At 67.4% G+C, this 24,169-nt stretch carries 21 protein-coding genes; 15 read left to right on the top strand and 6 right to left on the bottom strand.

What is annotated here, in order from left to right:
- Nucleotides 1-20 precede the first annotated feature (20 nt).
- A complete protein-coding gene (locus tag ACWDPV_RS13140) occupies nucleotides 21-878 on the bottom strand; it encodes a phosphatase PAP2 family protein (protein WP_449743321.1) in 858 nt (285 codons plus the stop codon).
- A gap of 207 nt (nucleotides 879-1,085) precedes the next feature.
- Here ACWDPV_RS13140 and ACWDPV_RS13135 point away from each other — a divergent pair, with 207 nt between their 5' ends.
- The 14 genes from ACWDPV_RS13135 to ACWDPV_RS13070 all read left to right on the top strand — a co-directional run bounded on the left by ACWDPV_RS13135 (nucleotide 1,086) and on the right by ACWDPV_RS13070 (nucleotide 16,730).
- Complete coding sequence (locus ACWDPV_RS13135) at nucleotides 1,086-1,469, top strand: ethanolamine utilization protein (RefSeq protein ID WP_449743320.1); 384 nt, start codon at nucleotides 1,086-1,088, stop codon at nucleotides 1,467-1,469.
- A 3-nt stretch (nucleotides 1,470-1,472) separates the two neighbouring features.
- Entirely contained in the window at nucleotides 1,473-2,075 is a 603-nt protein-coding gene (locus ACWDPV_RS13130; RefSeq protein WP_449743319.1) for a dimethylamine monooxygenase subunit DmmA family protein, read from the top strand.
- A complete protein-coding gene (locus ACWDPV_RS13125) occupies nucleotides 2,072-3,064 on the top strand; it encodes a PDR/VanB family oxidoreductase (protein ID WP_449743318.1) in 993 nt (330 codons plus the stop codon). Before ACWDPV_RS13130 ends, ACWDPV_RS13125 begins: the two co-directional genes overlap by 4 nt.
- Nucleotides 3,061-4,587, top strand: coding sequence for a heme-dependent oxidative N-demethylase subunit alpha family protein (locus tag ACWDPV_RS13120; protein ID WP_449743317.1), 1,527 nt, complete (start codon nucleotides 3,061-3,063; stop codon nucleotides 4,585-4,587). Before ACWDPV_RS13125 ends, ACWDPV_RS13120 begins: the two co-directional genes overlap by 4 nt.
- Nucleotides 4,584-5,654, top strand: a complete 1,071-nt coding sequence (locus tag ACWDPV_RS13115) for a PDR/VanB family oxidoreductase (RefSeq protein ID WP_449743316.1) — start codon at nucleotides 4,584-4,586, stop codon at nucleotides 5,652-5,654. Before ACWDPV_RS13120 ends, ACWDPV_RS13115 begins: the two co-directional genes overlap by 4 nt.
- Nucleotides 5,651-6,691 carry a heme-dependent oxidative N-demethylase family protein gene (locus ACWDPV_RS13110; RefSeq protein WP_449743315.1) on the top strand — a complete coding sequence of 347 codons (1,041 nt, stop codon included), beginning with the start codon at nucleotides 5,651-5,653 and terminating at the stop codon, nucleotides 6,689-6,691. The genes ACWDPV_RS13115 and ACWDPV_RS13110 overlap by 4 nt, the downstream gene beginning before the upstream one ends.
- A gap of 47 nt (nucleotides 6,692-6,738) precedes the next feature.
- Nucleotides 6,739-8,100, top strand: coding sequence for an ammonium transporter (locus tag ACWDPV_RS13105; RefSeq protein ID WP_449743314.1), 1,362 nt, complete (start codon nucleotides 6,739-6,741; stop codon nucleotides 8,098-8,100).
- Between the two features lie 586 nt (nucleotides 8,101-8,686).
- A complete protein-coding gene (gene glnT, locus ACWDPV_RS13100) occupies nucleotides 8,687-10,033 on the top strand; it encodes a type III glutamate--ammonia ligase (protein ID WP_449743313.1) in 1,347 nt (448 codons plus the stop codon).
- Between the two features lie 46 nt (nucleotides 10,034-10,079).
- Entirely contained in the window at nucleotides 10,080-10,976 is an 897-nt protein-coding gene (locus ACWDPV_RS13095; RefSeq protein WP_449743312.1) for a glutamine amidotransferase, read from the top strand.
- Nucleotides 10,964-11,659 (top strand): GltB/FmdC/FwdC-like GXGXG domain-containing protein, encoded by a 696-nt coding sequence (locus ACWDPV_RS13090; RefSeq protein WP_449743311.1) that lies wholly within the window; start codon nucleotides 10,964-10,966, stop codon nucleotides 11,657-11,659. Before ACWDPV_RS13095 ends, ACWDPV_RS13090 begins: the two co-directional genes overlap by 13 nt.
- 129 nt (nucleotides 11,660-11,788) lie before the next feature.
- Nucleotides 11,789-13,153 carry an FMN-binding glutamate synthase family protein gene (locus tag ACWDPV_RS13085; RefSeq protein WP_449743310.1) on the top strand — a complete coding sequence of 455 codons (1,365 nt, stop codon included), beginning with the start codon at nucleotides 11,789-11,791 and terminating at the stop codon, nucleotides 13,151-13,153.
- Nucleotides 13,150-14,337, top strand: a complete 1,188-nt coding sequence (locus ACWDPV_RS13080) for an NAD(P)/FAD-dependent oxidoreductase (protein WP_449743309.1) — start codon at nucleotides 13,150-13,152, stop codon at nucleotides 14,335-14,337. The genes ACWDPV_RS13085 and ACWDPV_RS13080 overlap by 4 nt, the downstream gene beginning before the upstream one ends.
- Before the next feature lie 124 nt (nucleotides 14,338-14,461).
- Nucleotides 14,462-15,169 carry a helix-turn-helix domain-containing protein gene (locus tag ACWDPV_RS13075; protein ID WP_449743308.1) on the top strand — a complete coding sequence of 236 codons (708 nt, stop codon included), beginning with the start codon at nucleotides 14,462-14,464 and terminating at the stop codon, nucleotides 15,167-15,169.
- Nucleotides 15,170-15,374: 205 nt separating this feature from the next.
- On the top strand, nucleotides 15,375-16,730 hold the full coding sequence (locus ACWDPV_RS13070) for an AAA family ATPase (RefSeq protein ID WP_449743307.1): 1,356 nt from the start codon (nucleotides 15,375-15,377) through the stop codon (nucleotides 16,728-16,730).
- On the opposite strand, the gene ACWDPV_RS13065 is transcribed toward ACWDPV_RS13070, so the two are convergent.
- From ACWDPV_RS13065 to ACWDPV_RS13055, 3 genes are all read right to left on the bottom strand, one after another.
- Complete coding sequence (locus ACWDPV_RS13065; RefSeq protein WP_449743306.1) at nucleotides 16,654-17,211, bottom strand: hypothetical protein; 558 nt, start codon at nucleotides 17,209-17,211, stop codon at nucleotides 16,654-16,656. The genes ACWDPV_RS13070 and ACWDPV_RS13065 overlap by 77 nt on opposite strands.
- A 435-nt stretch (nucleotides 17,212-17,646) precedes the next feature.
- Nucleotides 17,647-18,384, bottom strand: coding sequence for a hypothetical protein (locus ACWDPV_RS13060; protein ID WP_449743305.1), 738 nt, complete (start codon nucleotides 18,382-18,384; stop codon nucleotides 17,647-17,649).
- 188 nt (nucleotides 18,385-18,572) lie between these two features.
- A complete protein-coding gene (locus ACWDPV_RS13055) occupies nucleotides 18,573-19,592 on the bottom strand; it encodes an ERCC4 domain-containing protein (RefSeq protein ID WP_449743304.1) in 1,020 nt (339 codons plus the stop codon).
- Nucleotides 19,593-19,768: 176 nt separating this feature from the next.
- Here ACWDPV_RS13055 and ACWDPV_RS13050 point away from each other — a divergent pair, with 176 nt between their 5' ends.
- A complete protein-coding gene (locus tag ACWDPV_RS13050) occupies nucleotides 19,769-20,956 on the top strand; it encodes a lipase family protein (protein ID WP_449743303.1) in 1,188 nt (395 codons plus the stop codon).
- Nucleotides 20,957-21,018: 62 nt separating this feature from the next.
- Here ACWDPV_RS13050 and ACWDPV_RS13045 read toward each other — a convergent pair whose 3' ends face one another.
- Both ACWDPV_RS13045 and ACWDPV_RS13040 read right to left on the bottom strand, forming a co-directional pair.
- Nucleotides 21,019-22,245, bottom strand: a complete 1,227-nt coding sequence (locus ACWDPV_RS13045; RefSeq protein WP_449743302.1) for a TY-Chap domain-containing protein — start codon at nucleotides 22,243-22,245, stop codon at nucleotides 21,019-21,021.
- Between the two features lie 160 nt (nucleotides 22,246-22,405).
- The gene (locus ACWDPV_RS13040; RefSeq protein WP_348807622.1) at nucleotides 22,406-24,136 is read right to left on the bottom strand and encodes a SulP family inorganic anion transporter; all 1,731 of its coding nucleotides are present in this window, start codon (nucleotides 24,134-24,136) and stop codon (nucleotides 22,406-22,408) included.
- Nucleotides 24,137-24,169: the final 33 nt, after the last annotated feature.

Raw genomic sequence — 24,169 nt, 5'->3', positions numbered from 1 at the left:
ATGATCCGGTCTTCCCCCGGCTATCGGCGGCCGACGGTCAGCGGCCGGTAGGTGCCGAGAGCCAGCCCGATCACCGCGGCGATCCCCACCGCCGTCATGATCTGCCGCGGCTCCGGGTAGGAGGTCCCGACCAGGATCGCGCTGCTGATGACGGTGAACACCCACGCCAGCGCGCGCAACGCGATCGCACCGCGCGGCGCGGGAGTCGCCGCGTACGGATCGGGCAGCAGGGCACCGAGCCCGATCACGATGAGCACCGAGATGACGATGTCGCTGGGACGATGCCAGCCGTCGGCGATCAGGCCGAAGGTGATCACCGACGCCCACGTTCCGCCGAGCGCGATCACGAACGGCCGCAGCCACTTCGGTGACGCAGCGATCAACACGACCACACACGAGGTCACCGCGGCGGCGTGGCCGCTGGGTGCGGAGTTCGACGTCTCGAGGATCCAGTCATGCAATTGTGGGCGGATCAGCACGACGTCGCGCAACACGCGTGCGATCACGGCGATGAGCAGGGGAAAGAGCAGAAGCGTCGCGGTTGTCGCGATCGACCGGCCCCAGCGCACCCGCCCGGTGAGCGTCGGTAGCGACGAGCCGACGATCACCAGCACGGCAGCGGCGAACCACACCCGGACGTCGGTCACCACGGCCACCGTCACCGGATAGGGCACGTGCGCCACCGCCGACAACCGCCGCACCGCGTCGAGGACGTACTGGTCGACGATCTGTCCCCACGACGTCCACACCGCCACCCAGTAGACGGCCCCCGCGAGGGCGAGCGCCACCACCGCGACGACGACGGCACCCCACAACCGCGACGGCCTGGCGTCGTCGTGACGGGGTTCCGCCTCGGGCGGCGCGGCCAGGACACTCATATGTCCACGGTAGGTCAGGTTTCTGGGAAGACCCTGGGCGACAAGCCGAGCACCGGAAAGAGGTGCAGATCTCACCTCAGGAAACATGTTTCGTATGAATCAACACCGCGGTAATGCTTGCGTAACAGTCCGCGGGTCTACTAACAGGCAACAAGTTTCCTCTAGTGATCCAAACCGGGTCGCAGACCGATGAAAAGGAGAACACCCATGACCGTCGACGCCACGAGTGCACTGGCCTTCCGGGTCACCAGCGACGCCTGGACGAACCTGCCGAAGATGCCCGACGCAGACTACCCCGGTACCGAGGGCTTCATCGGCGACGTGTACGAGAATCCCGACGGCAGCGAGATGTGCTCGGGCTACTTCGAACTGCGCCACACCGACGCCCCCCTCTACTACGAATACAAGTACGACGAGATGAAGGTCGTGCTCGAGGGTGAGTTCCTGCTGGAGAACAAGGAAACCGGTCAGAAGACCGTCGCCAAGGCCAAGGACGCCATCTTCTTCCCCAAGGGCTCCAAGATCTACTTCTCCACCCCGAGCTACGCGCTGGCCTTCTACGCCGGACACCGCGACTCCACCCTGCTCTGAACCATGACCTCCGAGCTCTCCGCCGGCACCGCCGCGCAACTCCCGTTCACCAGCCTGCCGGTGTGGGCGCGGCCCGCCCCGGATGACCCGCAGCGGGCGACGACCACGGGGCCGACCGTCACCGGCACGTCCTACGTGCTCGTGGGAGTGGGCGATGCCGCCCACGACGCGCAGGATCGCCGGGTTCCGGCGTTGCCTGCCCGGACATCGATCAGCCGGATCCGAGCCGAGGATGCCGCAGACGCCGCCGAGCGCCTGCAGCAGGCGCTGGCGACCGCAACCGTCGGGGTGCGGGTGCTCATCGCCGGACCGGTCGGCGCGTGCCTCAAGGTGCGTGCCGCGGCGGTGGCGGCGGGACTCGAGGACGACGAGATCAGTGTCGACGTGGTCGGATCCGGGCCGATCGACGTGTTCTGCTCCCACTGCCGCACCGTCACCACCGCCGACGCCGGAATGGATGACCTCGTCGACTGCGCCGGATGTGGCCGAGAACTCCTCGTCTACTACCACGTGTCCCGGCGTAAGGGTGCCTTCCTCGGTTTCATGGCCGACGCCGAATCGATTCCGGACCCCACCACACCGACCTCCCAGGAGCTACCGGTATGACCACCGCCGCAGAACCTGCCGTGGACAGCCCGTCCCGCATGGCAGACGACGGCACCATGACGCTGACCGTCACCTCGATCACGCAGTCCGCGAGTGACATTCGGACGTTCACCTTCGCCGCCTCGGAGGGCGCGACGCTGCCGGGCTTTGTCCCCGGCAGCCATCTGGTGGTGCAGGCCGGCGAGCACGCCAACGCCTACAGCCTCGTCTCCGACGGCACCGCACCCACCGAATACGCCATCTCGGTACTGCGGGTCGCCGACGGCAACGGCGGATCACGCTGGATGCACGACGTCCTCACCGAGGGCGATGACATCGCGGTTCATCTGCCGCGCAACGCCTTCGCGCCGATCGCCCGCGCCGCCAAACATCTGCTGATCGCCGGCGGTATCGGCGTCACCCCGATGGTGTCGCACCTGCGGGCCGCCCGGCGGTGGCATCGCACCACCCAGGTGCTCTACACCCACCGCGCCGACAATGCCGCCCACCTCGACGACATCACCGCGCTGACCGACGATACCTGCGAACTCTTCACCGCCCGAGACACTTTCATCACCCGACTTGACGAGGTTCTCCGCGATCAGCCGATCGGCACCCACCTCTACGTCTGCGGCCCGGGCCCGATGATCGACGCCGTCGTCGACGCGGCCACCGCGGCCGGCTGGCCCGACTCGCGAATCCACTTCGAGCGCTTCGGTATCGACGCCCTCGATGCCGGTGACCCGTTCCGCGTGCACCTGTCGGGCAGCGACACCACCGTCGATGTGCCGTCCGGCACCAGCATGCTCACCGCGATCGAGAACGCCGGTGTGGCCGTTCCCAATCGATGCCGTCAGGGTGTGTGCGGCGAATGCCGCATCCCGCTGTCCGGCGGCACCCCGATCCACCGCGACCTGTACCTCACCGACGAGGAGAAGACCGCGGGAGACTGCGTGATGCCATGCGTCTCCCGTGCCGATGCCGGCGCCATCCTGGAGATCCCCCTGTGACCACCGAACTCGTGACACCCTCAGCCGCCACCGCGGAACTCATCGCCGGGTTCCCCTTTCCCTTTCCCGAGGACCGCTACCGCTACAGCACCAATGTGGAACCCGCCGGTGCGCCGACCACCACCCCGGCCGGTCAGTGGGGCGCCACCCTCGTCGACATCGACTCCGAGTACCACCACGAACTCCGTTCGCGCGCTGAGGTTCTCGCCTCCGATCCGACTCGTCACGCGATCCTGCCGCATATGGTGCCCGCCGCCTGGGACGCGATGCTGACGTTGATGCGGGAGCTGTCGACGGCCTACCCGGCCGAGATGCATCTGGACGCCACCGGTCCCGACACGTGGCACTGGTGCAACGATCTGCTCGGCATCGACCTCGACTTCACCTACGGCGACCCCGTCACCCTGCCGGACGAACCGTTGCGCTACATCGCCTCCCAGGTGCAGGAAGACATCGCGCTGCTCGACCAGCGCGACGGACAGCTGTTCGTCGACGCCGGCGTGATCACCTTCGCCGCCGACTGGAGCTTCGGCTTCGACGTCGGGATGAGCTTCCTGGAGATCCACGGCCCGGTGCCGCGGGTGAAGAAGCTCGGCGTCGTCACCCGCGCCCACGAATTCCTCAAGCGACTCCAGCCGCACGAACCGTACCGTCGTACCAACTGGACGTTGACCATCGGACGCCGACTCGACGTGTCCACCGAGATCTATCCCGAGTGGGGCCCGGATCGCGAACGCATCCAGCACGTCGATGACGCCGAGTTCGGCAAGCTCGTCCACCTGCGGGTGGAGGTTCAGCACCTCATCCGGCTACCCGATTCGGGTGCGCTGATGTTCCTGATCCGCACCTACATGCTTGCCCTGGAGGATCTCGCCACCATCGAACCGTGGCGGCGTCGCGCCGCCGAGGTGATCGCCGAATTGCCGGACGACATGGCCGATTACAAGGGCATCATCAAGTACCGGGAGCGTGCCGCGGCATGGCTGCGCACCGCCGAGCCGACCGTCCCCGCCGCCCAGGGTCTGCCGGACTGGCCCGCCACACCGCCCGCCGTCGACACCGATGCCGCGGAGTTCCTGATCGTCGCCGTCGGACACGACGATCACGCGTCGCACGTGGCCCGCACCTGGATCAACCAGGCATCCGAGGTCGGCCCGACCCGCATGCTCGTGCTCGATTCCCTCACCGACACCGCCGACGCCGACACCCTTCGGCAGGCGTTGGGGCAGGCTGTCACCGGAACCCGGATCATGGTGACCGGTGGGCAGTTCGACGTGATGACGGCTCTGGCCATCGCCCGCGGGGCCGGTGCGATCGCCGACGAACTCACCGCCTTCGTCACCCACACCGACGATCTGCCGATGTACTGCGCCCACTGCACCACCACGGCGCGCGTCGAGGGTCGTCCCGGCCAGGTCGTCACCTGCCCGGGTTGCGGAACCACGGTCGAGATCCACGAGCATCATTCCTCCTCCCGCGGAAGCTTTCTGGCCTCCGCCGCCGAAGCCCGGGAACTGTCATGACCATCATCGACGAGCCCGGCCCGTCCGCCGAACTGCTCAGCGGGCATCGGCATCCTGGCTATCGCACCGATGTCCGTCCGATGCGTGTCATCGAGAAACGCTCGCTGACAGCGGATATCACGCACTTCCGGTTCGTGCCGACCGACGATCCGTCGACCGGCGCGGTCTCGCCGATGCTGACGCCGTTCCAGCCGGGAAGTCACGTCATCGTCTCCACCGGAGACGGACACCGCAACGCCTACTCTCTCGTCGACGACGGACTCTATCCCACCGACTACGGCATCTCGGTGCTCCGACGAGGAGCCGGCGGTGGCTCGGACTGGTTGCACGACACCATCTCCGAGGGTGACATCGTCGAGATCGAAGGTCCCCGTGCGATGTTCGCACCGATCCTCGATCAGCGTCACGCCCTATTGGTGGCCGGCGGCATCGGGATCACCCCGATCCTGTCGCACGCACGGGCCATCGCCCGCGATGCGGCGATCACCGGCGTCGGCGCCGAGATCATCTACTCGTATCGGCCGGGCGCGGCCGCCCACCTCGAGGACCTGCGCACACTGGCCGCACACGAGGCGATCACCCTCCACGAGGCGACCGGCGTCGAGGAGACGATCGCCACCCTGCGTGCACGACTTGCCGTGCAGCCCCTGGGCACCCACGCCTACGCCTGCGGTCCGGCGGCCCTGCTGGAGACCTATCAACTCCTCGCCACCGAGGCCGGATGGCCCGCGGCCCGCGTGCATCTGGAGCGATTCACCGCACCTGAACAGGATCCCGGCGACCCGTTCTCCGTGCGTGTGGCCTCCACCGGCGAGCGGATCGACGTTCCGTCGGGTGTCTCACTGCTGGAGAGGCTGCTCGAACACGACGTGGCCGTCCCCAATCTGTGCCGGCAGGGCGTGTGCGGCGAGTGCCGCATCACGGTCCGCTCCGGACCGATCCTGCACCGCGACTTCGTCCTCACCGACGAGGAGAAGGCCTGCGGCGACGCGATGATGAGCTGTGTGTCGCGCGCCGTTCCCACCACCGACACCACGACCGACTGCGATCTCGAGGTGGACCTATGACACTGACGACACCCGCCCGCACCGCCAAAGAGCTGACCCCGGCGGCGCAACATTATCTGTCCCAACCCGTCGATCATCTCGCCAACATCCCGTGGCCCTTCCCCGACGAACTCGAGGAGTTCTCCTACACCGTCAACGTCGAACCCGCACGCGTTCCACGACGCACCCGCGGCGGCGAGTGGGGCCGCAACCTGGTGGATCTCGGCGGGGCGGAATACCTCACGTACATGACCGAGCGTCGGCGGATTCTCGACGACGACCCGTCCCGGGTGCGCATCCGCCCGGGCATGGATGTGGCGTGCTGGGATCTGCTGCTCTACTACCTGCGCGACCTCGCGGCCGTCCACCCGGGCGTGATGCACCTCGAGGAGCTGCCCGGCCGCCGATTCCATTGGCGTAACGACCTTCTGGGCACCGATCAGGAGTTCGTGCTCGGCGACCTCACGACGCTGCCATATCACCCGATGGAGTTTCTGGCCCGTGAGGTACCCGACGATCTGCTGCTGATCGTCGAACGCGACGGCCGACTGTACTTCGACGCGGGCATTGTCACCTTCGCCGCCGCCTGGTCGGTGGCCTTCGACGTCGGCATGGACATGGATGAGATCCACGCTCCGGTACCGGGTCTGATCCGCAAGGGCATCGTCGCGCGTGCCGAGCAATTCCTCCGCCGACTCCCCGCCGACCAGGTGTATCGGCGCGTCAACTGGACGTTGTCGGCATCGGATTCACACCTTCTCGACGTCAGTCTCGAAAAGCTGCCGGCGTGGGGTCGTGATATCCCGCAGATGGTCGCCGACGGCGACTACTCCCGCGCCCGCCTGCGCATCGAACTCGAACACTTCGTGCGGCTGCCCACCTCCGGCGCGGTGACCTTCAACATCCGCACGTTCATGGCGTCGCTCGCCGACGTCCGGCGCATCCCGGAGTGGGCCACACAGCTGGCCACGGTCATCGAGAACCTCGACGACGACATCGCCGCCTACAAGGGATTTCTGGACTACCGCGACGACGTCGTCGCCTACCTACGCGGGTAAACCACCCATCAGCGCAACTGCGTACCACTTCTACTGCAAGGAAAGTCATGGATGTCCTCGCCGCGCACGCGGATCTCGCCTGGATGCTCGCCGCATTCGCATTTCTAGTCCTGATGATCCCCGGACTCGGGCTCTACTACGGCGGCATGCTGGGCGGACGCAACGTCCTCAACATGATGTCGATGGTGTTCGCGACCCTCGGCATCACCTGCGTCATCTACGTCCTCTACGGTTACGGCCTGGTGTCCGGGCCGTCGGTGAAGGGATGGGGAATCATCGGCAACCCCGCCGACTACATCGGTCTGGGCAATCACCTCACCGACGATGGCTCTGGCGGCATCCAGGTGCTCTACATCGCGGCCTGGTTCATCATGTTCGCCGCGATCACCGTGGCCATCGTCGCCAGTGGTGCCGCCGGCCGAATGAAGTTCAGTGCCTGGCTGGTGTTCGTCCCGATCTGGCTGACCCTGGTGTACTTCCCGGTGGCGCACTGGGTGTTCGCCGCGGACTCCGACGCGGGCGCCGGTGGCTTCCTGCTGAACAAGATCCACATCCACGATTTCGCGGGCGGCACCGCGGTGCATATGAACTCCGGAGTGGCGGCGCTCGCTCTGGCCATGGTCCTGGGAGCGCGACGTCGTCGCGCCGAACGCCCCCACAATGTTCCGTTGGTCCTGCTCGGCGGTGGTCTGCTCTGGTTCGGCTGGTTCGGGTTCAACGGCAGCTGCGCGGGTGGTGCGAACTTTCTGACCCAGTACGTCGTCCTCAACACCCTGCTCGCGGGCGGCGCCGGAATGCTCGGCTTCTGGGCCATCGAGAAGTGGCGGGAAGGTCACGTGACCGGTCTGGGTTCCATCACCGGTGCCATTGCCGGGCTCGTCGGTATCACCCCGTCGGCCAACACGATGACACCGATCGGAGCCCTCCTCGTCGGTCTCATCGCCGCCGGTGTGGTCGCGTTCTTCCTCAGTTTCAAGCCGAAGTTCAAGGTCGATGACAGCCTGGACGCCTTCGTCGTGCACGGCATCGGCGGCATCGTCGGCACCGTGTGCATCGTGTTGTTCGCCGCGGGCAGCGCCCCGGCCGGCATCACCGGCATCCTGTTCGGCGGCGACGCGGACATCGTCTGGCGTGAGCTCGCCGGCATCGTCATCACCTGCAGCTTCTCCTTCGTGATGACCTGGCTGATTGCCAAGGCTCTCGACAAGACGATCGGTCTGCGCGTCGACCCGGAGACCGAGACGCAGGGCCTGGACTCGACCATCCACGCCGAATCCGCCTACGAGATCCCCGCGGCCAGCGTCGGACACGGTGGACTGTCGGGCATGTCAACCGTCCAGGCGTCACGATCGGTCGAGAAGAAGCTCGCCGAATCGGTCGACGACGACCTCGCCGACTCCCGCGCCTGATAATCACGGACAGCGCTCCTCGCATCCCGCCGGTCGGGGTGCGGGGAGCGCTTCCTTCCCGCTGGTCGAGGCCATCCTTTCCACTGGTCTGAGGTGCGAGGAGCGCTGGTGACGAGTCTCGAGACCTCTTGTGCCGAGAGCATTCCGGGCTCCGACGGCTGCGTAACCGACCGAGGTGTTGCACCAGTCGGGCGGTGGCGTCGCGAACCTCTCGTCCATCTTGCGTGCCGGCTGCGGATCATTGGTTCCGATGTAGCCGGCGAATGCACGTGGTGCGAGCACCGCGCACTGGCGACGCCGTCCTCGACGCCGGGCAGCTGAATACTGGGGTCAGCTGTCGCACTGCCTATTCCGGCGCCCGTGGCCGGCGCGCTCCGGCAGACAACGATTTCTCATGCTCGCCCCTTCGTGTCCATCCCCTACGCGTTGGGGCATTCGCGCAGTGCTCGGCGTCCCTTGTCCGCCCCGATACCCGCCTCTCACAACCGCGAAACACGATCGCAACAAACCGGAGGTCTACTACAAGTAGACAAAAGTTCATCCGAGTAGACATTCTGGTAACACCCCACCCGACCGGAGCATCGCAATGACTGATACCAACCACGATCTCGCCGCCCTCTGCCAGGCCAGCGGAACCAAGTTCATCCTCGCGATGTTCGTCGACCTGCGCGGCAAGCCCTGCGCCAAGCTGGTGCCGGTCGAGGCCATCGACGAACTGGCCACCGACGGAGTGGGATTCGCGGGCTACGCGGTCGGCGCCATCGGTCAGGAGCCGCGCGATCCGGACCTGATCGCCGTTCCGGATCCGAGCTCATTCCTGCCGATCCCGTTCATCAAGGAAGGCCTCGCGCTCGTCCACTGCGACCCGCACGTCGAGGGCAAGCCGTGGCCGTTCGCGCCGCGCAACATCCTCAAGGCCCTGATCGCGCAGGCCGACGACGCCGGCTTCGAGCCGTGGGTCGGCGCCGAGGTCGAGTACTTCCTGCTCAAGCGTGCCGCCGACGGCTCGCTGGTCACCGCCGACGACGCCGACGACTCCGATCAGCCCTGCTACGACGTGCGCGGCCTCACCCGGATGTACGAACATCTCACCGCGGTGTCCACCGCGATGAACCAACTCGGCTGGGGCAACTACGCCAACGACCACGAGGACGGCAACGGACAGTTCGAGCAGAACTTCGCCTACTCCGACGCCCTGACCACCGCCGACCGCGTCATCACGCTGCGCTACCTGCTGTCGGTCATCGCCGCCGAAAGCGGGATGGTCGCCACGTTCATGCCCAAGCCGTTCGCCGAACGCACCGGTTCCGGCTTGCACCTGCATCTGTCGCTGACCGCCAACGGCCGGCCGGTCTTCCCGACGGAGTTCGACGACGAGCGCGGCCTCGGAATCTCCGATACCGCCTACGGCTTCGTCGCCGGAGTCCTCGAGCACGCCTCCGCGCTGCAATCGGTGATGGCCCCGACGGTCAACTCCTACAAGCGAACCGGCGCGACCGCCACCCGATCGGGAGCATCGTGGGCACCTCGCGTCCCGACCTACGGCGGCAATGACCGTACCCACTACATCCGCATCCCCGACGACCAGCGGGTCGAGTTGCGCGGCGGCGACGGTTCGGCCAATCCGTACCTCGCGATCGCCTCGGCCCTCGGCGCCGGACTCGACGGGATCAAGCGGAGCCTCGACCCGGGCGCGCTGGGCTCCGGACCCGATCACATGAGTCCGCTTCCCCTGACCCTCCTGCACGCGGTCGAGGCACTCGAAGCCGATCCCGTCGTGACCGCGTCGCTCGACGCCGCCATGCCCGAGGAGTGGCCTGCCGACAAGCTCAGCGTCTCAACCTACTTCAGCAAGCTCAAGCGCGAGGAGTTCTTCGCCTGGCATTCGGCGGTCTCCCCCTGGGAGATCGATCAATACCTCACCGCGTTCTGACCTCGCCTCCCCACCACCGTCATCACCCACCAGAAAGGACCACACCATGTGCGGAATCGTCGGGTTGCATCTGCGCAACCCGGATCTGTATCCCCGACTCGGCGAGCTGCTCGCCACCATGCTCGGCGAAATGCAGGACCGCGGAGCCGATTCGGCCGGTATCGCCGTCTACGGCAACAACGACTGGGCACCGGCCGGCCACGGCTGCGTCAGCCTGCTCGATCTCGATGTCGACGCCGCCGATGCCGCTGCGGCACTGAGCGAGTCGCTGGGCAGCCCGGTCTCGGCCCGCCACGTCGACAACACCCTGGTGATCAGCGCCGAACTGCAGTCCGAAGAGCTCTTGGCCGCCGCCCGCGCCGCCTACCCGGAAGCCCTCGTCGCCGGCTTCGGTTCCGACCTCACCGTGCTGAAAGGCGTTGGCGCACCCCGAGATCTGACCACGCGCTGGGATCTCGCCTCGGCCCGGGGTTGGCAGGGTGTCGGACACACCCGCATGGCCACCGAGTCGGCCGTCACCCCCGCCGGCGCCCACCCCTACGCCGTCGGACCCGAACAGTGCCTGGTGCACAACGGATCGTTCTCCAACCACGCGACCATCCGTCGCGAACTCCGCGCCGCCGGAGTCGAATTCGACAGCGAGAACGACACCGAGGTCGGCGCCCGATTCGTCGCACACCAGCTCGCGCAGGGCAAGGACGTCGAGACCGCCCTCAAAGAGGTGTGCGCCACCTTCGACGGCTTCTACACCCTGGTCGTCTCCAACCGCGACTCGTTCGCGGTGGTGCGCGACGCCATCGCCTGCAAGCCCGCCGTCATCGCCGAGACCGACGACTGGGTAGCCATGGCCAGTGAATACCGCGCCCTGGCAGACCTGCCGGGCGTCGAGAACGCTCGAATCTGGGAACCGGAACCGGAGGTCGTGTACGCATGGACACGCTGAACACCGACACGCAGGTCTTCGACCTGGCCACCACCGCGCTGCGTGAGGTCAATTCGACTCTGCACAAAGAGATCTCGGGAGAGTTCGAGATCAACAACCCGGCCGGCGCACACAGCGTGGCAGCCGGTGTCAACGCCCCCGTCAAAATCACCGTCAACGGCCATGTCGGCTACTACGCGGCCGGCATGAACCAGCAGGCCGAGATCGTCATCAACGGTAACGCCGGCACCGGTGTCGCCGAGAACATGATGAGCGGCACGGTCGTCGTCAAGGGCAACGCCTCGCAGTCGGCCGGTGCCACCGCGCACGGCGGACTGCTCGTCATCGAGGGCGACGCGGCCGCACGCTGCGGCATCTCGATGAAGGGCGTCGACATCGTCGTCGGCGGAAACGTCGGCCACAACAGTGCATTCATGGCGCAGGCCGGCCGGATGGTCGTGCGCGGCAACGCCGGTGCCGGACTGGGAGATTCGATCTACGAGACCCGGATGTACGTGCGCGGCACCGTCGAAGGCCTGGGCGCGGACTGCATCGCCAAGCCGATGGAGGCCGAGCATCTCGAGGAGCTCGCCGGTCTGCTCAAGGCCGCCGGCTTCAAGGATGACGACCCGAAGACGTACACCCGCTACGGCTCGGCACGCAAGCTGTACCACTTCCACAGCGACCACTCGTCGGCGTACTGAGCCCGGCGTTCCGAGCCCGACGTTCCGAGCCCGACGTTCCGAGCCCGACGTACCGCGACCGGCCTACGGAACCGCACGACGCCACGGCGCCCCCACCACCGCCTCATCCACCTCCACCAGGAGCCCGCCATGACCGAACTCACCAACGAGCAACGCGGACTGCGTGAGTCCGCGACGTTCGACCGCACCACCATCGCCGCCATCCAGCGTGCCGCCGACACCGGCATCTACGACATCCGCGGCTGGGGCGCCAAGCGCAAACTTCCCCACTTCGACGACCTGCTGTTTCTCGGCGCGTCGATGTCGCGCTACCCGCTCGAGGGCTACCGCGAGCGCTGCGACACCGATGTCGTCCTCGGATCGCGTAACGCCAAGTACCCCTTGCATCTCGACACCCCGGTCACCATCGCGGGTATGAGCTTCGGTGCACTGTCCGCCGGTGCCAAGGAGGCACTGGGCCGCGGTGCCTCCGAGGTGGGTACCTCCACCACCACCGGTGACGGCGGGATGACCCCTGAAGAACGCGGGCAGTCGAAGAACCTCGTCTACCAGTACCTCCCATCGCGCTACGGGATGAACCCCGACGATCTCCGCAAGGCCGACGCGATCGAGGTCGTGCTGGGTCAGGGCGCCAAGCCGGGTGGCGGCGGAATGCTGCTGGGGCAGAAGATCTCCGAGCGTGTGGCCGCCATGCGGACGCTGCCCCAGGGCATCGATCAGCGCAGCGCCTCGCGCCACCCGGACTGGACCGGCCCCGATGACCTCGCCATCAAGATCAACGAGCTGCGCGAGATCACCGACTGGGAGAAGCCCATCTACATCAAGGTGGGCGCCACCCGCACCTACTACGACGTGAAACTCGCGGTGCACGCCGGCGCCGACGTCGTGGTGGTCGACGGCATGCAGGGCGGCACCGCCGCCACCCAGGACGTGTTCATCGAGCACGTCGGCATCCCGACGCTGGCCGCCATTCCGCAAGCGGTGCAGGCACTTCAGGAGCTCGGGGTGCATCGCAAGGGGGCGAGTGGAGCGGCGGGGGACGGTGGAGTGCAGCTCATCGTCTCCGGCGGCATCCGTAACGGTGCCGACGTCGCCAAGGCGATGGCACTCGGCGCCGACGCCGTCGCGATCGGCACCGCCGCCCTGATCGCACTCGGCGACAACGATCCTCGCTGGTCGGCGGAGTACGAGGCGCTCGGTTCGGCCGCCGGCTTCTACGACGACTTCCAGGATGGCAAGGATCCGGCGGGCATCTCCACGCAGGACCCGGAGCTGTCGGCACGCTTCGATCCGATCGAGGGTGGTCGTCGCCTGGCCAACTTCCTGCGCGTCATGACCATGGAGGCCCAGACCATCGCCCGCGCCTGTGGCAAGGCACACCTGCAGCACCTCGAGCCCGAGGACCTCGTCGCCATCACCATGGAGGCCGCCGCTATGGCGCGCGTTCCCCTCGCCGGAACCTCCTGGATTCCCGGAGCGGGAGCAGGACTGTGAGTCAGAGCGCATCCGTCGTCATCATCGGTGGCGGCCTGGAAGGGGCCGCCACCGCATGGGCCCTGGCGCAGCGAGGCATCTCCGATGTCGTTGTGTGCGAACGTGATACTGTCGGCGGCGGCATGACCGGCAAGTCGTCGGGCATCGTCCGCTGCCACTACGGGGTCAGCTCGCTGGCCGCGATGGCCGCCGTCGGCCTCGAGGTGTTCGAGAAGGCCGACGAGATCTTCGGCACCGACATCGGGTTCCGGCAGACCGGCTACGTCGTCGGCGTGGGCGAACCCAACGTCGAGAACCTCCGTAAGAGCATGGCCGCGCAACGTGAGGTCGGGGTGCAGACCGAGGAGATCGGTCGCGACGAGGTGGCCACGATGTGGCCGGCCGCCGATCTCGAACCGTTCGCGGCGTTCGGCTGGGAGGAACGGGGCGGATACGGCGACGCCTATCAGACCGCGCAGGCCTTCGCCGCGTCCGCGCGCGCCGGCGGTGTCCGAATTCGTCAGGGCACCAGCGTGTCCGGGCTGCTCGTCGACGGTGATCGGGTCACCGGGGTGACCCTGGCCGACGGCGACACCATTTCCGCCGACACCGTCGTCGTCGCGACCGGTGTGTGGACCCGCCCATTCCTGCAGGCCTACGGCATCGACGTGCCGATCGAGGTGCATCGCGAGCAGATCGTGATGATCCACCCCGGCGTCGAGATCGGCGACGTCCCGGTGTTCTCCGACCTCGTGTCGCTGCAGTACGTTCGCCCCGACGTACGTGGTGAGATCCTGTTCGGAAACAGCGATCTGCAGGAGTTGGAGATCGCCGACCCGGACGGCTACCTCAACCGCGCCGACGAGACCTTCCTCGATCTGACCGTCGATAAGGTGGGCACCCGCTTCCCGGACTTCACCGAGGCGGCCATCACCTCCAGCTACGCCGGTTGCTACGACGTCACCCCGGACTGGAACCCGATCATCTCCCGCGGTCCGCTCGACGGACTCGTGATCGCCGCCGGGTTCAGCGGCCACGGGTTCAAGATCTCGCCGGCCGTGGGTCGTCTCGTCGCCGACCTCGTCGTCGACGGCCGCAGCAGCGACCCGCGGATTCCCGAAGCCGATTTCCGGTTCACGCGGTTCGCGGAGAACGACCTGCTCAAGACCTGTTTCCCGTATGTCGGGGCGGGCGAGATGAGGTGAGTGCGTGTGCGCACTGAGCCGCGGTGAGCGCGGCGACGGTGTGGTCGCCGAGCTCCCGCGGTTCCTTGTGGCCGACTCGTCAGGGTCACCGTCAGTGGACGACGTTTCCCGATATGCTGTCGGGATGGATCAGAGCGACGACGCGATCACCGTCGATCCGGAGACCACCGACGCCGACTCGGGGTCATCGGCAGCTGCGCTGATCCGCAACCAGTCGGGAACCGCGCGTGATCGCACTCCGGATCAGTCCGTCGAGGAACTCGAACTCGAGACCGCGATCGCTACGAACGTCCGCCGGTTGCGTCAGCAGCTGGGGCTCACGGTGGGGGAGATGGCCATTCGCGTCGGCATCTCCAAGGCGATGTTGTCGAAGATCGAGAACGCGCAGACCTCCTGCAGCCTGGCCACACTGGCCCGACTGGCGACGGCCTTCGACATCTCGGTGACCTCACTGTTCCGTGGCGCCGATGTCGAACGCTCGGCCGTATTCGTGAAGTCGGGGGAGGGTTCGCGAATCGTGCGCGCCGGGTCACGCGAAGGCCACGACTACGAACTGCTGGGGTCACTCCGCGGCGAGCACAAACGCCTGGAATGCCTGATGGTCACCCTCAACGAGGACTCCGTCACCCAGCCGCTCTTCCAGCATCCGGGCACCGAATTCCTGTACATGATCGAAGGCGTCATGGAGTACGCCCACAGTCGGTCGGTGTATCGCCTGTCGCCGGGTGATTCGATGCAACTCGACGGCGAGGCCCCGCACGGTCCGGTCGCGCTCATCGAACTCCCGGTGCGCTTCCTGTCGGTCATCGCGTTCCCCGACTCCGCGGTCTGACGCTTCCCACCGCCTGCCTCGACCCGCGGCCCGGCCGGCGGCAACGGGCAATCCGTCCTTCACTCGGCAGACGGGGAAGTCCGTCAGCCCGCAGAGTCATCCGTTGTCTCCGATAATCCGTTGTGTCCGCCCGCCCGGACATGTCACAGTGAGTCGCCCCGAAAACCTCGCTCCCGCAAGGAGGACTGACCCACTGGAGACTCCGATGATCCCGGACGGCCCGATGTCCGACGCCGACGTGCCCGCGGCCGCCCCCGCCGCCCGCGGCGCGACGCTGGCGGATCTGCTTGCCGCAGAGGACTACTGGGTACGCAAGACCGTGACGTTCCTCGGCCGGCTCCTGTCGGAGACGAGCGATACTCGGGCGCAGGGATTCTCGGAGTTCCTCGCCGAGCATCTGGGTCATCGTCGGCACGAACTGGTGGCGCATATGCTTCCGCTGGCGTCGGCCACCGTGGTGGCCGCCGGCCTGGTGCTCGCCGACCTGATCGAGGAGGGCCGGCCTCGGATCGGTCCGGACGAGGACGACGGTCCACCGAGCTGGGCTCATCATCGGGTCGGGCCGTCGGAGTACTCGGCGCCGGCCGACGCCACCTTGATCTTCCTCGGCGACAACCCCTTCGGTGACACCCCACTCGCGATCGCCTGCTCGGTCAACACGGACCGTCCGAGCTCGAGCCTCACCGTGCTCGTCGCTCCGGGGCACGACGATGTGGCACGCGCGGCGATGTCGGAGATCCGGCGTCGCATCGCTGAGCGCAACCCGCTGCGCGGCCGGGTGCTGTCGGTCGGACAACAGTATGGTGCCCTGACATTCAGTGTTCTGGAATCCATCTCGGTCGGCCGGGAGCAGGTGTCGGTTCCCGAATCGGTGTGGCGAGAAATCGATCTGGCCGTCGACGCGGTGACCGAACGCAGCGACGCGCTGCGCGCCGCCGGCCTCTCCTCCAGCTATGGCGTGCTGATCGCCGGGCGGCCGGGGGTCGGCAAGACCGCGGTCTCACGCGTGGTGGCAACCGAACTCGCCGGTGACTTCACGATCCTGATCCCGACGGCCTCGGCCGCATCACACGTGCTCGCCGAGATCTACGAACAGGCAGCGACTTTCGGTCCGTCGGTGATCATTCTGGACGACATCGACCTGTACGTGCGCCGCCGCGGTGACGGCGACGACGTCGGGCTCGGTGCATTGCTCGCCGCCCTCGACGGTGCGGCCAAGTCCGATCGTGTCCTCACCTTGGCCACGACCAACGATCCTCGCGCCCTGGACGGCGCGGCCACCCGAGCGGCACGCTTCGACAGCATCATCGAACTCGATGCGCCGTCGGATGCGGCTGCCGCCACCATCGTGCGTGGGCTCCTCGACAAGGTGCCGGGTTCCGACGTCGACGTCGAGCGGGTGATCGCGGCATTTCCGGACGGACGCAACGGAGCCGACATCGTCGAGACGGTCCGACGCGCCATCCTGCTCGCCGGAGCGCCCGTCACGACGGGCTCGCTGCTGTCGGTGATCGATCGGCAGGAGTACGCCTCGTCTCTGCCGATGGGCACGTATCTGTGAGCGGGTCCGGCACGGAAATCGATCGCAGCGCGAGGGAAATCGTGCCGGTGGCAACCACGTTGGCCGGCAGTTCGGCGTGCACCGTGCGGCGGTGACCGTTGAGGTCGACGACGGTCACGTCCATCATCCGCGCGCCCGCCAGCGTATTGCCCGGAAACGCCAGGTCCGCGACGGCGGTGGGCAGCGGCACGGCCGCGTCGACATGAAGGATCGCCCGGCCGCCGGTGATCTGGGCGGAGCGCACCCGGGTCACCAGCACCGGGAACCACTGTGTTGGCGCACATAGTGATTGGCACACCGGCTGACCGTCGTCGTCAAGGTAGAACGCGAGCTTGCGGCGGCATGACTCCTCGCGCAGGTCGAGTTCGCCGACGCGAATGTCGGCTCCCGTCGAGGTCATCGGGAGCGGCCAGGTCAGGGGATCGAACGAGCGGGTCACCAGAACCCCTTTCAGCGAGGGCAGTAGATCGAACAGACTCACCGTTCCGGTCTACCCCCGGTAATCCCCTCGCCGTAAGCCCTCGACGCGACAAGAGTTCGTCAAAACTCATCGGTCGGTGACCCCCCTCACATGCGCAATCCCGACAGCAGTCTGACAGCGCACGGCCATCGTGCGGGCAGACCGGCCGGTCATCGTGGAGCACGTCAGAGAGAAACGCACACAGCCGATCTCACCCCGAGTACCGAGAAGGAGCTCCCCATGGCCGCACCGCGCCGCACCACCAATCAAGCCCACGCCACGCGTCGTCGCCGCGTTCGTCGCTACGACCCGCGCAGTCGTCAATGGCTGTGGATGTGGGTGTGATCCGACGCCGGACCCCGCCGATGTGATGACCCCGAAGTGATGACCCCGATGTGATGACCCCACCCGATCTCGGGTGGGGTCATCGTCGTCGAAACGCTCAGAGGCGCAACCTCACCCGGCCGAGGCCGCCACGATCATCAGAATGAATATGATCAGCAACAGGAACATGCTCACCGCAAAGATCGCGATGGTCGCGCCCATGCCGTTGTACTTCTGCGGTGCGGGGCCCAGCGATCCGCCGCTGAACACCCACACCGGCGCGCGGTATTCGAGTTCCACCGGCTGACCGGGATGGACCATGACCGGCAGATCCGCCGGCCCGATGCGCGGCGGCAGCAGGTAGGGCACATGCACGTGCAGGTGATGCTGGCCGGGTGGTAGCGGGATCTCGTTGCGGCCCCACGAGGTCACCGGCAACTCGTGCCCGTCGATGGCGATCTTCGGCTTGAAGAATGCCAGCATCCACGACAGCGGGAAGTACTTGGTGGTCAGCGCGATTCCTTGCTGCTGACCCGCGACTCCCTGGGGTCCGGGATGGGCCGGCGGGGCGGCGTGACCGGCCGCCGGATAAGACTGCTGCGCGGGCTGTTGCGCGGGAGCGCCGTAACCGGCCGGCGCCGCGCCATATGCGGGGGATGCCGGTGGCTGTCCGTACTCCTGCCCGGGCTGCCTGTACTGGGGTTGCCCGTGCTGGGGCTGTCCGTGCTGTGGTTGACCGTACTGAGGCTGTCCGTACTGGGGCGGCGGCCCGTACTGCGGTTGTCCCTGCTGGGGTTGACCGTACTGGGGTTGACCGTACTGGGGCTGGCCATACGGGGACTGGCCCTGCGGTGGTTGCGGACTGTTCACGGTTGTTCCCCGCTCCTGTGTGATACCTCGAGCGCGGACCCGGCACCCGGCCCGCAGTGGACCCAATGTAGCGCGCAGCGCGTCGAACTCAACCCGGACGCTGGAACTGCCGGAATTGTCGTGTCACCAGGGTCATTCGGAAGACCCACCACGGAAGACCCACCACGGAAGGCCGCGAGTGCGTCGGGTCAGGGCGACGCCTGCGCCGCGCGGAAGGCGGAAACCACCTCGGCGGAGATCCGGCCCCGATCGGACACGGCGATCCCCGCCGCCCGTGCCCACGACCGCACGACGGCCGGAGCGGGCGGGCGATCCGCGCCGGAGGCGTCAACCAGGGACGCAGCCGCCGTCTCACTCAGCGCCGTCTCACTCAGCGCCGTCTCACTCAACGCCGTCTCCGACGACTCCGCGGTCCGGTGCAGACGCCACTCGCTCAGGCACGCACCGAACCAGCGGTACAACCACTCCTGCGCCAACGCGCGCGTCTCACAGAAGACGATGGGTACGGATGGAAACCGGGCCTGCGCCTCGCCGACCGCATCGGCCACCGCGGACGCCGACACGTGTTCGAGTTTGAACAGGGCCGAGTACCCGGAGTCGACGATCACCGCCCCGCGGGGTTGTGCGGAGAGGTCGGCGAGCACGTAGGTGAGCTTGCCCGACAACAGGCTTGACGCGAGATCGTCGATGCTCTTGCGTTCGGCGGTGGCCACCAGCGCGTCGTCGTCGAACACGGCGTAGTCACCCACCGGCAGGCTGCGGCGAACCACCTGGGCCTGCTGCGCGGAGAATTTGTAGGCATAGCGTTCCCGGGTGTCGACGACGATGTCGAGTACCAGGCCGTGCGCCCGAGCGGTCGGCGTGGTGACGTTGGGCCGCGCCTGCTTCGCGGTGCGGCGGGACTGCCAGAACACCATCTCGCGTCCCCGCGCGCGGGTGAGGACGAACTGGGAGCGGTTCTCGCGGCCACGATCGAGGACGAGGTCGATGGCGGCACCACGCCGCGTGATGGACCGGATGGCGACCCGTTCGATGATCTCGGCGTCGTCGGGCCACCCGACCACGCGGTGGCAATACACCTTGGACGTGCGCGGCCAGGTCTCGCGTGTCTTCAGCACGATTCCGTCGTCACCGAGCGGCAGCCGCACGAGGTAGGGCAGCGTGGTGCCTTCCTCCGGGTTGTGCGCGATCAGCAGTTCGTCGGACATCGCCTCCAGCATGCCTCACACAACACCCGCCGACCTGCCTCGACGCGACGCCGGGCACACCGGATACCTCACCGGCAACTCCTTAGGCTAACCTAAGCACTCGTTGGACCCAGTGCCAGTGCGTCGAGTGATCTCCTCGACCTTGCGCCGACGATGACGAAGGGGGGACCTGCCACGTGCTTCGCAAATGGGTGGTGGTCTTGAGTGTGTTGCTGATCGGGTTGATCCCATTCGTGGGTACGCCCACCGCGTCGGCCGCCCCGCAGCCGACCATCACCGCCAAGCCCGGTGCCGGCACGGTGATCAGCTCCACCGACATCACCGACCAGCCCGATGCGCGCATGACCGGCGCCACGAAGGTCATCGCCGTCACCTACCTCTCCGAGAACGCCCAGGGCGACCTCGTCCCGGTGAAGGCCACGGTGTCGATCCCCGAGACCAACCCGCACGGCCGGTACCGCATCTTCGCGTGGGCCCACGGCACCGCCGGACTCGGCGACGAGTGCACCGTGACCGACCGGATGGGTGTGCGCATCAACGGCAAGGAACGCTGGCACGACTGGATGGGACCGTGGTTGAGTGACGGCTACGTCATCGTCGCCTCCGAGTACGCAGGTGTCGGCGGACCCGGTGTGCACGCCTACTCCGACGGGCAGATGCAGGGCAAGAACGTCATCGACTCCGTCCGCGCCGCGCGGACCGTCGTCGAACAGTACGGCGACGGAAACATCGCCGGCACCGGATACCTGACCTCGGGCGGCTCGCAGGGCGGGCAGAGCGCCATCTTCGCCGGTCACCTCGCCCCCTCCTACGCACCGGAACTGCGCAACGTGGGCGTGAGCGCCCAGTCGGTGCCCGTCGACATCGCCGAGATGCTGTCGCTGGTGGCGCCCGGAGTGCCGCCGGTCGCCATCCCCGACTACGTCACCTACGTCTCCTACGTGCTGGCCGGCCTCAAGGTGTCGCGTCCCGACATCGACGTCGACTCCTACCTGACGCCGCTGGGCAAGCGCCTCGTCGACGAGGCCGCCACCGCCTGCTACCCCGAGTTCAGCGCGGCGACAAGCCAATACAACGTCGGTCAGATGGTGTCCCGGCCGCTCTCGGAGGGACCGCTGCTCGACGCCGTCCGCGCCAACTCCAACGTTCCCGACTCGGGGTATGAGGCCCCGATGCTGATCCAGCAGGGACTGCTCGACCCGATCGCGCCGGCGCCGTTGACCTCGGCGTGGGTGGATCGGGCGCGCGCCAACGGTGCCCGCATCGACTACCGGACATACGAGGGCGCCACTCACGGTCTCGGTGCCTACTCGGAGACCGAGGCACACAAGTGGGCCGGCACGCTGGCGTGGCCGACGAACTGACCCAGTGAACGAACCGACGCCGCGGGTGTGAGACCCGCGGCGTCAGCTCGGACGAGGCGACGTCAGTGCGCCGTCGGATGCTGGTCGGTGCCCCGTTCGGCGACGTGATCACCGGTCAGGGCGATCACCCGCAGCGCCGCACGAAGTTGGCGTGCGGTCGCCGCCCACGCCTCCCATTCGGCGCGGCATTCACCTTCGCGGGAGTCGGCGCCGGCGATCGCGGCATCGTCGGCGGCGTGGGTCCAGATCATGTATTGCTCCTCGGCGATGCCGAGGTGGTCGAGGATGGCGGTGGCGTCGTGGTCGCAGATCGCGGCCACCTGTTCCGGTTCGAGCGGGCATTGTTCGCTGTCGAGTTCGATGAGCCTGATGAGCGCTTCGGGGAGGTCGGCGTCGAGCAGGGTCCCGTCGGTGTCGGCGGACCCGGACCCACCCGTCAAAGACCCGGTGTCGGCGGGGATCGTGTCGTCGCCGGCCAACGCCGCCTGGATCTGGGCGCGGCCGAAGTCCATGAAGTTCAGCCACTGAGCTATCCCGGCCGCCAGGTTCTGTCGGGAGAAGGCGGAGACCTCGACGGTGAGCACCGCGACCATGCATCGGTCATGCATGATCAGCTTGATCCCCGTGAACGGCAGGGTGCTGGTCGCGATGAACTCGTAGGCCCGCCCGAGGTCGGCGGCGGAGTCGACGACCGTGCCGAAGAACTCGACCGTGGGGCGATCGGTGAGGATGCGCAGCCACGAGGAGGTCTCGCCCGTCGGCATCGGGATGTCACCGTCGGGGTCGACGACCACCGGACGGCCCGACATCGATTCCAGTGCCTCGTGCACCATGGCGCGCAGGTCGCTGTGGTTGTGGGCGATGGTGACCACCTCGCGGGCCCATTCGCGGGGAGCGGCGTGCGGGTCGTCGAGGAAGGTGGGATGTAGGACATCCCAGACCTCGCGGAATGTGGCGATCACTCGGGCGGCGAGGTCGTCGGCATCGTCGCGGGTGGCGGTGGATCGGAAGTGGTGGTCGCCGGTCCGAGTCCAGCCGAGCACCCCGAGACCCCAGATCTGCTCGGTCCGTGTCTCCGGATGCGAGTGCAGGTCCCCGGAGTTGATGGTCGCGCAGATCCGGTCGTCGTCGGTGACGGTGAACTCGACGACGCCGTGGGCGCCCTCGGGGATGGAGTGGTTCTGTTCGGCGAGCACCGAAGCACCCGGCGCGAGGTGGGCCAGGCGGTCGGCGAGCTCGACGCGGTACTCGCTCCAGGCCGCTCCGATGGTGCCGTCGAAATCGCCCATGTCGTTTCCCTTCGGACCTGTTGCTAAAGCGAGGCTACGGTCTGACCGGGAACCCTGGAGGGTTGCGACGCAGGATCCCACTGTTTGTATGACCCTTACGTCGGGGACATCGCGGCGAGCGTCAACCGTCGAAGACTCGACGACCCGGCCGGATGGCACCTCACCCGGCCGGGTCGATGTCGCTGCGCAGGTGTCCGGTGATCTCGTCGATCTTGGCGCCGGTGGTGGGGGCGAACGACGAATCGTCGAATCGTGGCCGGCCGTCGACCTCGAGCTGATAGCGGGTGAGCTGATCACGCACCGGGTCCTTCATTTCCGCCAGGACGAGTTTCATGTCCTGGGATCGGAGGAAGTCGTCGAGTTCCACCAACTCGTCGACGGCGGTCGAGTCGATCTCGGTGATCGGTTCGGCGGCGATGATGACGGTGCGCACGCTGCGTCCGTCGGCGAGCGCGGCGACGACCCGGGACCGGACGTAGTCGTCGAACATTCCGCCGTTGGCGAAGAACAGCGGGGCGTCGAAGCGGATGATGACGACGCCGTCGATGGGTTCGGCGTCCGGATGCCGGGTGAGGTCGTGGTAGCCCCGCAGGCCGGGTACGCGGCCGAGTTCGGTGCGATACGGCCGCCACGCCAGGTTGACGAACGCCACCAGCGACAGCACCACGGCGACGATGATGCCCTGGAGCACGCCGACCAGCGCCACGCCGAGGAAGGCGACGACGCTCAGCGCCCCGTCGACCCGGTTGATGCGGAACAACGCCGCGGTGCCGCGGATGTCGACGAGTGAGACGGCCGCGGAGATGACCACCGCCGCCAGTGCCGCTGACGGCAGGTAGGCGGTGACATTCGGGGCCACCAGAATGAAGACGACGATCAGCACCGCGCCGACGAGGGATGCCAATTGTGTTCGCGCGCCTGCCTGTTCGGCGACCGGGGTGCGAGACGACGACGCGGAGACGGCGAAACCACCGAGGAATCCACCGGCGATGTTCGCCGCGCCGACCGCACCCATCTCCTGATTGGGATTGACCGCGGTGCCGGCGCGGGCGGCGAAGGTCCGCGACAGCACGCTCGTGTCGGCGAAGGCGATGAGCGCGATGCCGGCGGCCGGTCCGAGCAGGGACAGGGCGTCGTGCCAACTCACCCCACCCAGGTGCGGCGACGGTAGTCCACGGGGCATCGCACCGGCCACCGGCAGACGGTCCTGCCATCCGAAGGCCGCGACGACGATGATCGCGCCGACGACGGCGACGAGTACTCCGGGAATGGACTTGCGCCAGCGTTTGAGGCCGAAGATCACCGCCAGACAGACGATGCCGATGACCGCGGGCAACCACTCGATCTCGGAATGCGTCACCGCGTACACGATGTCGCGGACCTGCTCGATCGCCGAATCTCCCTCGATGCTGAAGCCGAGGAGTTTGGGGAGTTGGCTCAGCAGCACGATGAGCGCGATGCCGTTGAGGTAGCCGATGCGGATGGGTTTGCTCAGCAGGTCGGTGACGAATCCGAGCCGCAGCAGCGCTGCGACCACCAGCACCAGGCCGACCTCGATTGCCAGCACTCCGGCCAGGGCGATCCGGTCCTCGTCGACGACGGCGAGGGGGATGATGGCCGCGGCGATGATCGGGGCGAGCGAGGAGTCGGGCCCCAACACCAGGATGCGGGAGGGTCCGACGAACGCGTAGACCAGCAGCGGGACGATCGTCGCGTAGAGGCCGGTGACCGGTGGGAGCCCGGCGACCTCGGCGTAGCCCATGCCGGCCGGGATCAGCAGGGCGGTCACCACGATCCCGGCGACGAGGTCACCTCGAAGCCACGACCGTTCGTAATGCAGCAGGGTGTGCAGACCCGGGAAGAGTCGAGCGAGCCCCGACAGTGATGCCATGTCGAGGATTATCGGTCCTCGCCGTGTCGAGTG

This window comes from Gordonia sp. NPDC003504 (assembly GCF_053587995.1).
This window is presented reverse-complemented; position numbering and strand designations above follow the sequence as displayed.

Excerpts from the sequence above, each read along its gene's own strand:
- glnT (WP_449743313.1), top strand. The coding sequence starts at position 8,687 with ATGACTGATACCAACCACGATCTCGCCGCCCTCTGCCAGGCCAGCGGA.
- ACWDPV_RS13105 (WP_449743314.1), top strand. The coding sequence starts at position 6,739 with ATGGATGTCCTCGCCGCGCACGCGGATCTCGCCTGGATGCTCGCCGCA.
- ACWDPV_RS13125 (WP_449743318.1), top strand. The coding sequence starts at position 2,072 with ATGACCACCGCCGCAGAACCTGCCGTGGACAGCCCGTCCCGCATGGCA.
- ACWDPV_RS13095 (WP_449743312.1), top strand. The coding sequence starts at position 10,080 with ATGTGCGGAATCGTCGGGTTGCATCTGCGCAACCCGGATCTGTATCCC.
- ACWDPV_RS13090 (WP_449743311.1), top strand. The coding sequence starts at position 10,964 with ATGGACACGCTGAACACCGACACGCAGGTCTTCGACCTGGCCACCACC.
- ACWDPV_RS13040 (WP_348807622.1), bottom strand. The coding sequence starts at position 24,136 with ATGGCATCACTGTCGGGGCTCGCTCGACTCTTCCCGGGTCTGCACACC.
- ACWDPV_RS13075 (WP_449743308.1), top strand. The coding sequence starts at position 14,462 with ATGGATCAGAGCGACGACGCGATCACCGTCGATCCGGAGACCACCGAC.
- ACWDPV_RS13130 (WP_449743319.1), top strand. The coding sequence starts at position 1,473 with ATGACCTCCGAGCTCTCCGCCGGCACCGCCGCGCAACTCCCGTTCACC.
- ACWDPV_RS13045 (WP_449743302.1), bottom strand. The coding sequence starts at position 22,245 with ATGGGCGATTTCGACGGCACCATCGGAGCGGCCTGGAGCGAGTACCGC.
- ACWDPV_RS13085 (WP_449743310.1), top strand. The coding sequence starts at position 11,789 with ATGACCGAACTCACCAACGAGCAACGCGGACTGCGTGAGTCCGCGACG.
- ACWDPV_RS13140 (WP_449743321.1), bottom strand. The coding sequence starts at position 878 with ATGAGTGTCCTGGCCGCGCCGCCCGAGGCGGAACCCCGTCACGACGAC.
- ACWDPV_RS13055 (WP_449743304.1), bottom strand. The coding sequence starts at position 19,592 with ATGTCCGACGAACTGCTGATCGCGCACAACCCGGAGGAAGGCACCACG.
- ACWDPV_RS13115 (WP_449743316.1), top strand. The coding sequence starts at position 4,584 with ATGACCATCATCGACGAGCCCGGCCCGTCCGCCGAACTGCTCAGCGGG.
- ACWDPV_RS13135 (WP_449743320.1), top strand. The coding sequence starts at position 1,086 with ATGACCGTCGACGCCACGAGTGCACTGGCCTTCCGGGTCACCAGCGAC.
- ACWDPV_RS13110 (WP_449743315.1), top strand. The coding sequence starts at position 5,651 with ATGACACTGACGACACCCGCCCGCACCGCCAAAGAGCTGACCCCGGCG.
- ACWDPV_RS13070 (WP_449743307.1), top strand. The coding sequence starts at position 15,375 with ATGATCCCGGACGGCCCGATGTCCGACGCCGACGTGCCCGCGGCCGCC.